This window comes from Aquimarina sp. MAR_2010_214 (genome assembly GCF_002846555.1).
Lineage (GTDB): Bacteria > Bacteroidota > Bacteroidia > Flavobacteriales > Flavobacteriaceae > Aquimarina.
Window position 1 is genome coordinate 4,295,639 of sequence record NZ_PJMS01000001.1, and the last position, 14,819, is coordinate 4,310,457.

Here is a 14,819-nt window from a genome sequence, read left to right on the forward strand (position 1 = left end):
ATAATGGGCTTAAAATCCCGAATTTCTATTAGAGATTGTTGATGAAAGAAAGAACTTAAGTCTAAATCGAACTATGAAGTTTACCCTTCTGAGTGTTATTAGTGTACTTAAGTTCTGCTCTTTTTTATTTCAATAAATATAATTATGCAAGTCTAAAGGAGTGGTTTTTCGTAATGTAATGGAGAAAAATTGTATCGAGAACCCAGCATGTTATCGTTTTTAAATGCATCTCGATACACGCTCGTTCCTCACGTACTCGATGTGACGTAGCGTTTGTGTTGTGAGGTAGTGAGTTGGAGTTACTACATTACAACCTTAAGTCCGAGCTATCAATCTCAAAATTAGTGCAGTAAAAAATCCAGCAACCTATATCAGGTTACTGGATTTCTTTTTTAGCACTCCTCCCGATTTCTCCTACTCGGCACAGAAAACATTTTTGCACTATCCTATGTGAGCTATCGGTTTTGTACCACACCCTGAGTCTTTCTATAAACTCAGGGCAGGCTCGCCAAAGGGTACGGTATCTTATAAATTACAACGCATTATCAATGATCTCCTGTACTACTTCTGGATTTAGTAATGTGCTGGTATCTCCCAGGTTACTGGTGTCTTTTGATGCTATCTTACGTAAAATACGACGCATGATCTTTCCGCTTCTTGTTTTAGGAAGTCCCGGTACAAATTGTATTTTATCTAATTTGGCGATAGGCCCAATACGATCTGTAATTTGCTGATTTACTTCTTTACTTAGATTATCACGATCACGATATTCTCCTGTTTCTTTAAGAATAACATATCCATATAATGCGTTTCCTTTTATATCATGTGGGAAACCAACAATAGCTGACTCTGCTACCGCAGGATGTTCATTAATCGCATCTTCTATAGGGGCAGTACCCAGGTTATGACCCGATACAATAATCACATCATCTACTCTACCGGTGATTCTATAATATCCTACCTCATCACGCAGGGCACCATCTCCTGTAAAATATTTATTTTCAAAAGCAGAGAAATACGTTTCTTTATATCGCTTATGATTACCATAAATAGTTCTTGCCATTGACGGCCACGGAAACTTAACACACAATCGCCCGTCTACCTGATTTCCCTTAATTTCGATACCATTCTCATCCATCAAAGCCGGTTGAATCCCCGGTAATGGTAACGTGGCATATGTGGGTTTTGTTGGAGTAGAATATGGTATAGGAGAAATCATAATCCCTCCGGTTTCGGTTTGCCACCAAGTATCTACAATTGGGCATTTTTTCTCTCCTACATGATCATTATACCAATGCCATGCTTCTTCGTTAATAGGTTCTCCTACAGTACCCAGTACTTTTAAGCTCGAAAGATCACGATTGGTCACATAATCCAGGTTTTCTTTGGCCAGAGCTCGTATCGCAGTTGGTGCGGTATAGAACTGTGTGATTTTATGTTTCTCTACAATATCCCAAAAACGACCAAAATCGGGGTATGATGGTACTCCTTCAAACATTACCGTGGTTGCCCCATTTGCCAATGGACCATATACTATATATGAGTGACCGGTAATCCATCCTATATCCGCGGTACACCAATAGATATCATTTTCTTGATACTGAAATACATTTTTAAAACTATACGCCGTATACACCATATATCCTGCGGTGGTATGCAACATTCCTTTTGGCATCCCTGTAGATCCCGAGGTGTATAATATAAACAAAGGATCTTCAGCATCCATAATTTCGGGAACACAATCCTTATACGCTTCATCAAGCAGTGGTTGTAACCAAAGATCTCTGCCTTCTTTCATATTAATATCAGAATCAATACGTTTTACTACCAAAACTCTTCTAATCCCCGGGGTATCTTCTAGAGCGTCATCTACAATCCCTTTTAAGTCTATCGTCTTACCTCCTCTGTAAGATCCATCAGAAGTAATGACCATTTTTGCATCACAGTCATTTATTCTTGTTGATAATGCCGTTGCAGAAAACCCTGCAAAAACAACCGAATGTACTGCTCCTATTCTGGCACAGGCTAATACAGAAATAGCTAGTTCGGGAATCATAGGTAAATAAATACATACTCTATCTCCTTTTTCTATCCCTTGCTCTTTAAGCACATTGGCAAATTTACATACGCGCTCATGTAATTGTTTATATGTAATATGTTGTGCATCCTCATTGGGATCATTAGGTTCAAAAAGAATGGCTGTTTTATGCCCTCGGTTACGTAAATGTCTATCTATACAATTTTCTGTGATGTTTAGTTTAGCGCCTTCAAACCATTTGATTTCTGGCTTTGTAAAATCCCAACTTAATACATTATCCCATTTTTTGCGCCACATAAAGTGCTCTTCTGCTACTTCTGCCCAAAATGTCTCAGGATCTCTTACTGATTTTCTATATACTTGATAATACTCTTCTAGATGTTTGATGTGATAATTACTCATTACTGTAGTGTTTTATATTTTCCTATTTTATGTGTTTTATATGTGTTTTCGATTTCTCCTATGATATTGATATCATCTATTGTCGACGGAATCTTATATTCATTATGATCAACAATATTGCGTAACAGTTTCCTCAAAATTTTACCGGATCGGGTTTTTGGTAATCGTTTTACGACCAGTACATTTTTGAAAGAAGCTACGGCTCCTATAACATCCCGAACATCGGTTACAATTTCGTTTTGTAATTGTTGATCATCAAGTGTTTCTCCCGTTTTTAAAACGACAAGTCCTAAAGGTTTTTGGCCTTTGATACTGCAATGAACACCAAAAACGGCGCATTCTGCTACGGCTTTATGCGATGCAACCACCTCTTCCATTTCTGCGGTAGAAAGTCTATGGCCCGCTACGTTTATGATATCATCAACTCTCCCGGTAATAAAAAGATATCCGTCTTCATCTTTATATCCTCCGTCACCAGAAAAGTAATAGCCTTCAAAACGTTCTAGGTATCCTGCTTTAAATCGCTCTGGATTTTTCCAAAGATTAGATAATGTTCCTGGAGGTAATGGTAGTTTAATGGCTACGTATCCTTCGGTATTTGTGGGAGTTTGTTTTCCATTTTCATTTAAAATCTGGATATCATACCCACAAACAGGTAAACCTGCTGAGCCTGGTTTTATCTCCTGCAATTCTAAACCTACCATATTGGCCAACATCGGCCAGCCTGATTCGGTTTGCCACCAGTGATCGATTATAGGTATTTTTAAATGGTTTTCTGTCCATCTTAATGTTGCTATATCACAACGCTCTCCTGCCAAAAACTGATATTTTAAACAAGATATATCAAATTGTTTTATCAGTTCGCCATCGGGGTCTTCCTTTTTGATCGCTCTGATCGCTGTAGGAGCAGTAAACATTACTTTTACTTTATGCTCACTAATCACTCTCCAAAATGTAGAGGCGTCTGGTGTTTTTATTGGTTTTCCTTCAAAAAGGATCGTTGTATTTCTATTCAATAATGGTCCGTATGCGATATAGCTATGCCCTACTACCCAGCCTACATCACTGGCAGCCCAATAGACATCTCCTTCATCTACTCCGTATACATATTTCATCGAAAATTTTAAGGCGGTAGCATACCCACCCGAATCTCTAATAATTCCTTTTGGTGTTCCTGTAGTCCCCGAAGTGTACAAAATATACAAGGGGTGTGTTGATGCAACGGGTACAGGTTTTGCCGCAGTTGCTTTTGCTACCAACGAATCATAATCCAGATCGTATGATTTATGCGGAATACCTACTCCCAATTTTCTATCATAAACAATAACGTGATCCGGTTTATGCTTTGCTTCTTCTATAGCTTTATCTACAAAAGGTTTGTACGGTATTACACGTTCGACTTCTATACCGCTAGACGCTGTTATAATAGCCTTGGGTTCGCAATCATTAATTCTTATCGCTAATTCATGCGGTGCAAATCCACCAAATACTACAGAATGAATCACTCCTATTCGAGCACAGGCTTGCATAGCATATATTGCCTGTGGGATCATTGGCATATAGATAATGACAGTATCTCCTTTAACCAACCCAAGCTCCTGAAGCCCTCCTGCTAATTTTGAAACCTCTTCATGCAATTGATTATAGGTAATATGCTTTTGGGTATTGGTAACTGGCGAATCATAAATGATCGCGTTCTGCTCACCATAACCATCTTCGATATGTTTATCGATACATAAATAACTTACATTAAGTTCTCCGTCTGCAAACCATTGATCATACTCATTACTATCCTTTGATAGTATATTCTCAGGTTGCTTATACCAGGATAGTTTTTGCGCTTGCTCTCTCCAAAATCCTTCTGGATCTTGTATACTTTGATTGTAAAATTCTTTGTAACTCATGTTTTCGTTTTTTTAGAATTGAACAAACCAAACCAGTTCGGGTTAAGTACTTTTAATTTAATAAGCACCCATAATATGATGATAAAACATGCTCCTATTACCAGAGAGTTTACTGTACCAATAGGTGTTTCGTTTTCAAATTTGAAACGAAGGTATAAGGTGATTATCACATAAACTGTAATAATTATATCGGATGTTAAAGGTTTTAATCGTAGTTTCATTTTTTATTCTCTTAAATTAAACAAGGTCTTTCTCTTACATAAAAAATCAATCTTCTAATGATCGATTAGTTCATTTATCTCTGCAACCAGTTTTTTTACCGAAAACGGTTTTGTCAAATATTTATCTGCTCCCAGTTGCAGTCCTTTTTCTATATCATCTGCTTTATTTTTGGCAGACAGGAATACTATTTTAGTCTTTTTAAGTTTTTCATTTTTCTTTATTTGTCTTAATGTTTCATAACCATCTACATTGGGCATCATAATATCCAGAAGTACAATATCTGGTATCTGATCTTCTGCTATCTGCAACGCTTCTCCTCCATCCCGGGCGATATACACTTCAAAATTCTTTTTCTTAAATGTATATTCTAGAGACATTACAATATTAGGTTCATCATCTACGATCAGGATCTTTTTCATAGGTTAAGAGTTTTATCTTTGTTTATTTAAGGCTTCATTTATGTTATACTTCTATTCGTTATGCATTTAGATACGAACTGTGTATCATGCCCTTCTGCACATTCAGGATGACAAGGGTTATTAATTAAAAAAAACTATTCTCGATAGCTCTACTGAGCTTGTCGAAGTACATTTGTCTTCATTTTATTACGACAAAACACTCGAATTGACGCTTTTTTTATACTATTTTTCCAAATGCACAATGGATTCTACTTCATTATTTGGGTATTGCAAACACAAAACGTGCTCCTTTTTTATATTTTTTATCTACCCATATTTTTCCGTGATGGCTTTCTATAATCTTTTTACTAATTGCTAATCCTAATCCACTACCCACGGGTTTTTTAATATTCTGATGTTTTGATTGATAAAATTTATCAAAAATGTGATTGAAATCTTCTTTGGGAACTCCTTTGCCATTATCTTCTATGGCAACAACAATTTCATTTTTCTTTTCCTCGGTTGTAACGGTAATTATTCCTTTTTCAGATTCTGTAAACTTTAAAGCATTAGAAAGTAAATTGGTGAGTACTTGTAGCATACGATCTTCATCATATCTGGCACTAACCTCTGAATTATTTTGATAAACTACCTCAACTCGTTTATTTTGTGCCATCTGCGTGATCCCATAGATTGCTTTTTTTATGGTATCCTCCATTTGTTTAGATTGTATTTCTAATTGCTCTCTCCCACTGGATAGTTTTTCTAGATCTAATATATTATGAATCAATCGCGCCAGGCGATCTGCATCGTTTACAATATTGTCTAAAAACTTATCTCTAATCTCTTCTGGCATATCATCACTTTCGGTCAGTACTTCTGAGGCTGCTTTAATCGAAGTAATCGGAGTTTTTAATTCGTGGGCAACAGTATCTAAAAATTCATCTTTAAGACGATCCTGAATCAGTAACTCGCTATTAGCTTCTTTTAATTGATTTGTAAGAGCTGTTAATTCTTTTGACTTTTCTTGTAAAGCTTTATTACTAGAGATTGTTTCTTTGGATTCTTCTAAAATCTTCAACACTTCTAATAAACTAACCGGTTGTTCTTTGGCTACATTACTAATTAAAATCTTGGCAGAGGCGCTACCGATACTTCCGGTAAGTAGTTTTTCTGAAAAATTAATAAGCCTTGCATCAGCCATTTCTTCTTCTTTAGAAACTCCATATTTCAAATTAAAAAGATTAAGTGCTCTTTCTGTTCGCTGTTCGCCTAAAAAACGATTTAAAACATTACGAATATCAGACACATACGCTTCTCCTTTCCAGATAAAGGCTCCATCCTGTAAGTTGGCATAGTTCTTACTGTTAATAAACATTTCGGCATAGTTTCGTTCTCTGTAATTCCCTTTGGATAATAACGAAAGAATTAAGAAGCTAAACGTATTTAAAAACATGCTCCAGAAAAAAGCGTGTGCTTCGGGACTTAAGAAATCAATTCCAAAAAGCTCGTATGGTTTCAGTAATTTGATTCCAAACAATCCATCATTTACAAATGAAGGGCTTCCTGTAAGTACGTTTACAATAAAAGGTAAAATCAAAGTGTAAACAACAACAGAAATGCCAATAATCATACTCATTTTTGCTGCTTTTGCTGATCCTCGATTCCAGAAAAGTCCTATAAAAAATGAAGGTGCCAACTGGGCTATCACTACAAAAGAGATTAATCCAATAGAAAACAAAGATAATTCGTATGAAAAATTGATATAAAAAAAGTATGCTATGATGATCAATATAAAAATCGAAATTCTCCTGATGTTTTTTATATAATTGGCATTCTTCTCTGGGTTTCCTTTTATAAATTTGTCTAAGAATCCATATGGGATGATCAGGTTATTACTAACCATTGTTGATAATGCTAATGTAGAAACAACTACCATCGAAATTACCGCAGAGAATCCTCCTAAGAAAACCAGCATTGCCAGTACAACATTATCATTATGAAGCGGTAAAAGCAACGTATAATAATCGTTATTCATCTCACTGGTAAGTGTCAGATTTCCGCCCCAGGCGATAAAGATTACAAAAATATTAAACAACAAAAGGTATAAAGGGAACAACCATATTGCCTTTTTTAAATACCGTTCTCTATCATTTTCTACTACGGCTACGTGAAATTGTCTTGGTAGTAAAAAGATGGCAAAGAAAGAAAGTGTTATTGTAAAAAGCCAGTTGAACCCTGCTTCTACTCCATTAAATGAAGTGATCTCTTTAAAATTATCTAGCTGAGATGCTTGTTGGTATATGTCTGTTGTACCATCAAATAAAAAGAAAGTTACATATACTCCTGCAATAAGAAAGAAGACCAGCTTTAAAATAGATTCTACGGCAACGGTAGTCATAATTCCTTTTCTGCGTTGCGAGGCATCAGTTGCTTGTGTTCCAAAAAAAGCAACAAATACTGCTAATAGTACAGCGATATAAAAAGTAGAATCGTCTAAAACAGATTTTGAAACATAACTGGTTTCGTCTGTTATGATTTCAAAAGTTTCTGAAATGGCTTTTAGTTGTAAAGAGATATAAGGAACGATAGCAAACACACAGATTATAGTTACTAGCGCTCCCAATAGTCTATTATTACCATATCGCAAGGAAATAAAATCAGCGATACTAGAAATTTTATGTTGTTTAGAAATTCTTATGATTTTGCGCATTACTAATATCCACAGAGGCAAAGAAATGACAGGGCCTAAATATATAGCCAAAAAGCTAATCCCGGATTGAGAAGCCATACCAACGCTTCCGTAATATGTCCATGCAGAACAATATACAGCAAGAGATAACACATAGATATATGGATTATTTACCCATTTACTTTTTGAGTTTTTTTCTGCCCAAAAAGCTATTAAAAATAAACAAGCCAAATAAGCAATAATGATAGATATCAAAAGATAGTTATTCATAATGCCTGTGTAAAATAATATATGATATGATGACTGCGATGATCCAAATAATGAAAATAAAGAAATAAATTGTTGGGAACCCAAAAAATTCGCCCAACTGATCAAAAATTAATATCAAAGGGACGTTCCACAGTAAAAACAACACCAGGGATAATACAATAAGCTTCTGTTGATGTCTTTTCTTCATTGTGTTGATTTTGTAACCAATTTAACTTTTATAAAGTTAGGAAAAATGGCGCAGTAAAAATTCTACTGCGCCTTTTCACTTAGATTAAACTTGTTTTGTCACACTGACAATCATAATCCATAATTTATACCATTTCTCAAATAAAATCACCTACTAAAATTGTTTCTTTTTGCTTCATCTTTCAAAAGAAAATACATCGATAACTATGCTATCCCTGAATTTTCTTTTTTATCTGAACCAAAAATAATTCAATTCAGATTACGGTAATTTCATATAAGAAATGATATTAACAACATTGATTCCCCGATTGCACATTATAAAATCGGGATTAAAAACACTAACTATATTAATGCGAAGATGCTTCTCCGGCTCCGCTAGGAATTCTAATATTTTCTACGATTTCTTGCACGTCTTTTGGTGGTGCGGGTGTCATTCTTGAAATCACAACAGATACGATTACATTGACAACCATGGCTACGGTACCAAATCCTTCTGGAGATGTACCAAACCACCACTCACTGGCAGGTCTAGGATCCATTACTCCTATTAGTCCTGTTTTATATCTGATCATATAGAATAACATAAGCGTAATCCCAACAATCATACCTACTATAGCTCCTTGCCTATTCATTCGTTTATCAAAAATACCAAGAATAATAGCCGGAAAAAATGATGCCGCTGCCAGACCAAATGCTAGGGCGACGACCGCTGCCACAAATCCGGGCGGATAAATACCAAACAATCCAGCAATAATAATTGCTACTAATATACTGATTCGTGCTGCCAACAATTCTCCTTTTTCAGAAATGTCTGGTTTGATTTGTTTTTTGATCAAATCATGTGATATTGAAGTTGAGATCACTAATAACAAACCTGCTGCAGTAGACAGTGCTGCTGCTAATCCCCCTGCTGCTACTAATGCAATTACCCAATTTGGTAATTTTGCAATTTCGGGATTTGCCAATACCATAATATCTCTATCTACATATAGCTCATTTGCAGAATCATTAGCGTTTGATACCATACGTTCTCCATATTTTCCTCTTTCATCAATATATTTTGGTTTACCATCGGTTGCACTACCGTTTACATACTGAATCTTACCGTCATTATTTTTATCAGACCAAGCTATCAATCCTGTGTTTTCCCAGTTTTTGAACCATTCTGGTACTTCTTTATATTCTGTATTACTCACAGTTTCGATTAAGTTGGTTCTTGCAAAAACTGCTATTGCTGGTGCAGTTGTATATAAGATTGCAATAAATAACAGGGCTAAACCTGCAGATTTACGGGCATCTTTTACTTTTGGCACTGTAAAGAAACGTACAATCACATGCGGTAATCCTGCTGTACCTACCATTAATGCAAGTGTTATTGCAAAAACATCCCAGGTAGATTTGGATCCACTGGTATACTCTTTAAACCCTAATTGGGTGTGTAATGTGTCTAATTTATCTAATAAAAATGTTCCGTCTTCTACAGTACCTCCCATTCCTATTTGTGGGATTATATTTCCTGTCATTTGCATTGAGATAAAAAATGCAGGAACCATAAAAGCAAATATCAATACACAATACTGCGCCACCTGGGTATATGTAATTCCTTTCATTCCTCCTAAAAAGGCGAATACCAAAACTACTGTCATCCCAATGATTACTCCCAGATTAATGTCTACCTGTAAGAACTGAGAAAAAACAATTCCAACTCCTCTCATCTGTCCGGCAACATATGTAAATGATACAATAAGGGCACATATCACTGCCACGGTTCTGGCGGTATTAGAATAGTATCGATCTCCTATAAAATCTGGTACGGTAAATTTTCCAAACTTTCTTAGATAAGGAGCTAGTAATAATGCCAATAGCACATATCCTCCTGTCCATCCCATTAAAAAGACCGAACCGTCATATCCCATAAATGATATTAGTCCTGCCATCGAGATAAACGATGCTGCACTCATCCAATCGGCTGCAGTAGCTAAACCATTGGCTAGTGGAGAAACTCCTCCTCCTGCAACATAAAACTCTTTTGTCGAACCGGCTCTAGCCCAAATTGCAATTCCAAAATAAATGGAAAAAGTAATCCCTACTAAAATCCATGTCCATACTTGAACGCTCATAATAATATATTTTTTTGGTTAGTATTAAGATTACTCATTGTAACCATATTTTTTATCTAGTTTATTCATTAATCGTACATATACGAAAATGAGTATTACAAAAACATAGATAGAGCCTTGTTGAGCAAACCAGAATCCTAATTTGAACCCTCCTAGTTTTATGGTATTTAATGCATCTTTAAATAGAATTCCGGCCCCGTAGGAAACTATAAACCAAATACTCAATAAAATGACCAGGTATTTGAGGTTTTCTTTCCAGTAAGCAGCTGCTTTTTGTTTTTCTGTCATAACTAAAGGTTTTATAAATATATCATCGCTTGAAGGGTAACATAGCCTTGAGCATCGTTATCCCCATATTTTGTATTTAGATACTCCAGCGTTAATTTTGAGTTGTGACCACTGAAATAAGCATTTGCACCAACACCAAAAGTTGTTGCATTATCGTCTATCGCATCTATTGATCGTAAATTAAATGAAGCATACGGTTGAAATTTGATTTTTTTGTTATCATTAGGAATAACATATCCCGCATGACCATAAATCATAGAACCCGTTTCATAGGTTTGTCCTAAGGTATAATTTTTTCCGTAATCATTATTCTGATAAGTTGCATAGGCCGTTATGGCCGAGCCGTTATCGCCTAGAGGTGCATCATAAAAAGCATCTACTGCAAATATTGCAACATCTTCACCTTCAATTCCTCCTGCGTCATTGGCTATAGCACTTCCGTCGGGGTGATAAAAGAATCCTGCTCCAACATTAAACACCTTCTTTCCGCCAAGGTACGATCCCACTTTATACGGTAAGAAGTTAGATTCCTGATCCATAAAATGATAATCAAAATACCCGGCAAAATTCTTTCCGGCATCCTTAGATCCCAACAACCTTCTTCCTGCGTATACGGCAGGTCCATTAAGAACAGGATCTGTTCCTTCCTGAAGATTATTGGTTCCAGATTCATTTACAGCTACTCGATATTGAAGTTTTCCGAAGGATCCTTTTGCATAGATACCGATATGACGAGCAAATTGATCTGACAACCCGATGGTTGCCCATGACTGTCTATTATTATCAAGAGTCATCATATTAAGCGTACTTTGATTATTTAGACGAGAGATTCCGTTCCAATAATGGAGTCCACCTCCAATTGCATGTTTTGTTCCAAGACTATATTGTATCCAAACATCATGAAAAAATAGTTGAGATCTATCCCCAGTACCTATTGGGCTTTGGTTATCTCCATTAAGGCTGTTTAGACCAAAATGTGTAAGAATTAAAAAATCCTTATTGATCTGTGCGTAGGTAAGAATCCTCGCTCTTCGAACACTAAAATTTGTCTTGCTAACATCATCAGGCACATCATCCTGATATCTTGCCCAAACCTGAGCCCAGGAAATTATCCTAAAGTATTTTGATCCCTCTTCATTGAGTTTTACTTTAAGTCCTCCTGTGTAGTCTGGCGAACCCTGTGAGTACGTAAACTGTGTGGCAAAAAAAACTAGCCCCAACAGTACTATCAATTGTTTTCTCATCGAATTTTAAAGATTAAGATTAGTAATAAATTAATTCTGTGTGTTGCACGAATCTCTAAAAAACTAGTAGTTAAGAAAAAATTAATATACCTATTTGGTAATTTACTATACTTAATCTCTAAATCGTTCCCATTTAATTAACATGAATTTATCTCCCAATTCTGTAATAATAACTCCTGCACCTTTTATATTTTCTGTAGATTGAAAATAGCTTGCCAGCTCAGATGAATTCAAGATTTTGTAGGTTGGATGGTATTGAGAATTATAGGGGCGTTTGATATTATATTTCTTTACCCAATTCATGATACTTACATGAGATATTCCTAATATTCGTTCTATCTCACGGTAGGTTAATCCTTCGAGGTATAGCTGTAGTGCTTTATTTACATAATAATCATCTATTTTCTTTCCTAATTTGTTTACTGTGAAGTAATAATTGCATTTTTTACACCTATAGCGCTGTCTATTATTAACGACTCCACTTTTAACATAATCTTGAGAACTACAGTTAGGACAGGTATCAATATTCATGTATATCTATTTTGCATAAATATATCAATTTAGCAATAAAAATATATTAATTATTTAATATTAATTATATAAAAACATAACTCTTATAGCATTTTTATTGAACATATTGTTCTATTTTGCTATTATTAATATAGAATTCAAAAACACCTATGGCAGATGAATTGATAGATATACTAGATAAAGCTGGGAGATTTACCGGAGAAATACGATTAAAATCGGAAGCACATCGATTAGGATTATATCATGGTAGTGTTCATATTTGGTTCTTTACAAATCAAGGAGAAATCGTATTACAAAAACGGGCAGATGATAAAGATACGTATCCCGGTTTATGGGATATTTCTGTAGCTGGTCATATTGGTGCAGGAGAAACGCCAGAAGATTCAGCTATTCGAGAGATTAAAGAAGAAATTGGTTTGTCTGTAACCAAAGATGGTCTAAAATTTATTGGAACATATGTAGCAAAAAAAACACCCCAACCTGACCTTTTTGATAATGAATTTCATCATATTTATCTTTCACGCCTCGATGTTTCTATAAAAACGCTAACCCTTCAAAAAGAAGAAGTATCTGATATCACTCTCATACCTATTGACAACTTTCAAGATATTCTCCAAAACCCTATTAAAAGAAAGAATTATGTTCCTCATGATAAAGCATATTATAGTTTTATTCTTAAGGAAATCACAAATCAATTATAGTAATACATCTATTACAACTAACTATTGTAACTTCATACTTTACTATTTAATTATAGTAATTTTGTATTGAAATTAAAAAATCAATAGATAAAAACTATGAATACTTCAACTACAAAAACAATAGAGGCTTTAAATATATTATTAGCAGATTATCATATGCACTATCAAAAGCTTAGAAATTTTCATTGGAATATCACAGGGCCTCATTTTTTTGAACTTCATGTAAAATTTGAAGAATTTTATGAAGATGCAAAATTAAAAATAGATGAAATCGCCGAAAGAATACTTACCTTAAGAGGAAAACCTGTTAGCAATTTTAGTGCTTACTTAAAACTTTCTAATATTAAGGAAGCAGATACTACACTTGCAGATCATGAAATGGTTACTACTATTCTAGAGGATCATAAAGCTCTTCTTAATCAATTAAAAATAGTAACCACTGCGGCAGAAGATGCCAAAGATGATGGAACACTTGATATTACAGGCACTTATATCGGAGAATTAGAAAAAACAAGCTGGATGCTTAATGCGTGGAATCAAAAAAGTTAAAATAGTAAAACTCTCTTATCTTATCCTTTTGATGACGGTATCTGCTAGTTGTCAAAAGGATAAGCATACCAATTTGGTAAAGGTTAATACCTTACCTAATATTCTTAATGAAATATCAGGTATTACCATGCTATCGGATCATAATGTATATGCTATAAATGATTCTGGTAATAGCAATGTTTTGTTTTGCTTAAATCAAAAAGGAAAAATAGTACGTAAAATCAAAATCTCAGGAGCTAAAAATATAGATTGGGAAGATCTTGCTCATGATCAAGAAGACAATATTTATATTGGTGATTTTGGAAATAATAGTAACGATAGAAAAGATTTGGTTATCTATAAAGTTTCAGGAATTCTATCGAATGCTATTGTTGCCTCAAAAATTGAATTCATTTTTGAAGATCAAAAGAAATTTCCACCTAAGAAGAAAAGGTTAAATTTTGATGTTGAAGCTTTTATACACTTAAATGGCAATCTATACTTATTTACTAAAAACAGAGGGAAAAAATCAAAAGCAATAACTAAATTATATCGAGTTTCTGCTACACCAGGAAAATACATAGCTAAACTAATTAGTAAATATGAAACCTGTAAAAATTATTCTAATTGTCTTATTACCGGAGCCACAATTAATAAATCTGAAGACCAAATTGCACTTCTCACACATAACAAGGTAATCTTACTCAGTAGTTTTAAAGGTGATAACCTGTTTGATGGGATTATTCAAAAAATAGCATTAAAGCATAATTCTCAAAAAGAAGGAATTTGTTTTAAAAACGATTCTACCCTCTTTATTACCGATGAAAAACAAGGTCATAAAAAAGCTACTTTATTTAAGTATATACTTAAATAAGGTAACATTTTGGTGTCGAGTAGACAAAGGGCATTTAAGCGATAAAACTTTTCGTTTATACCCTTCTTTACGCATTCCTACTTTTTCGAGAATCCTAGAATCCAATATTCACGGTGGCACACCTTGCTTCTATTCTACGTAAATCAAGTTCGTCAAAAACCAAACTTCAAAATCTCGGTTAATCCTTCTATAGATTCTCCTTCAATTACTTTAGGTTACCTCAATATTGATTGAGATTCCTAATACATCATATTGATGGGTTTACCCCTTTTTGATTCTGGCGAAGGATATGAAAATTGAGTAAAAAAGGCATTTTTATAGCGAATTAAAAAAAGTTTAAACTTCACATATTACAGAGGGAGAAAAACGTATAGAGGTCAGTATTTAAATACTGACCTCTATTAAATTTATTATGTTCTGG

At 34.6% G+C, this 14,819-nt stretch carries 11 protein-coding genes; 3 read left to right on the top strand and 8 right to left on the bottom strand.

All coding sequences use genetic code 11. The annotated features are described in order from the left end of the window. Positions 1-532: 532 nt before the first annotated feature. The 8 genes from acs to ATE84_RS18640 all read right to left on the bottom strand — a co-directional run bounded on the left by acs (position 533) and on the right by ATE84_RS18640 (position 12,295). Positions 533-2,440, bottom strand: coding sequence for an acetate--CoA ligase (acs, locus tag ATE84_RS18595; protein WP_101449386.1), 1,908 nt, complete (start codon positions 2,438-2,440; stop codon positions 533-535). Beyond that, the gene (locus tag ATE84_RS18600; protein WP_101449387.1) at positions 2,440-4,344 is read right to left on the bottom strand and encodes a propionyl-CoA synthetase; all 1,905 of its coding nucleotides are present in this window, start codon (positions 4,342-4,344) and stop codon (positions 2,440-2,442) included. Before ATE84_RS18600 ends, acs begins: the two co-directional genes overlap by 1 nt. A gap of 275 nt (positions 4,345-4,619) precedes the next feature. Further along, entirely contained in the window at positions 4,620-4,985 is a 366-nt protein-coding gene (locus ATE84_RS18610) for a response regulator transcription factor (protein ID WP_101449389.1), read from the bottom strand. A gap of 256 nt (positions 4,986-5,241) precedes the next feature. Further along, the gene (locus ATE84_RS18615; protein ID WP_101449390.1) at positions 5,242-7,926 is read right to left on the bottom strand and encodes a sensor histidine kinase; all 2,685 of its coding nucleotides are present in this window, start codon (positions 7,924-7,926) and stop codon (positions 5,242-5,244) included. Positions 7,927-8,459: 533 nt separating this feature from the next. Further along, the gene (locus ATE84_RS18625) at positions 8,460-10,232 is read right to left on the bottom strand and encodes a sodium:solute symporter family protein (RefSeq protein ID WP_101449392.1); all 1,773 of its coding nucleotides are present in this window, start codon (positions 10,230-10,232) and stop codon (positions 8,460-8,462) included. A gap of 30 nt (positions 10,233-10,262) precedes the next feature. Continuing rightward, positions 10,263-10,520, bottom strand: coding sequence for a DUF4212 domain-containing protein (locus ATE84_RS18630; RefSeq protein ID WP_101449393.1), 258 nt, complete (start codon positions 10,518-10,520; stop codon positions 10,263-10,265). Positions 10,521-10,531: 11 nt separating this feature from the next. Next, entirely contained in the window at positions 10,532-11,764 is a 1,233-nt protein-coding gene (locus ATE84_RS18635) for a hypothetical protein (RefSeq protein WP_101449394.1), read from the bottom strand. Positions 11,765-11,875: 111 nt separating this feature from the next. Next, complete coding sequence (locus ATE84_RS18640) at positions 11,876-12,295, bottom strand: helix-turn-helix domain-containing protein (RefSeq protein ID WP_101449395.1); 420 nt, start codon at positions 12,293-12,295, stop codon at positions 11,876-11,878. 149 nt (positions 12,296-12,444) lie between these two features. Here ATE84_RS18640 and ATE84_RS18645 point away from each other — a divergent pair, with 149 nt between their 5' ends. From ATE84_RS18645 to ATE84_RS18655, 3 genes are all read left to right on the top strand, one after another. Beyond that, positions 12,445-12,996 (top strand): NUDIX domain-containing protein, encoded by a 552-nt coding sequence (locus ATE84_RS18645; protein WP_101449396.1) that lies wholly within the window; start codon positions 12,445-12,447, stop codon positions 12,994-12,996. A gap of 96 nt (positions 12,997-13,092) precedes the next feature. Next, on the top strand, positions 13,093-13,545 hold the full coding sequence (locus ATE84_RS18650) for a Dps family protein (protein WP_101449397.1): 453 nt from the start codon (positions 13,093-13,095) through the stop codon (positions 13,543-13,545). After that, on the top strand, positions 13,523-14,398 hold the full coding sequence (locus ATE84_RS18655; protein WP_101449398.1) for a hypothetical protein: 876 nt from the start codon (positions 13,523-13,525) through the stop codon (positions 14,396-14,398). Before ATE84_RS18650 ends, ATE84_RS18655 begins: the two co-directional genes overlap by 23 nt. Positions 14,399-14,819: the final 421 nt, after the last annotated feature.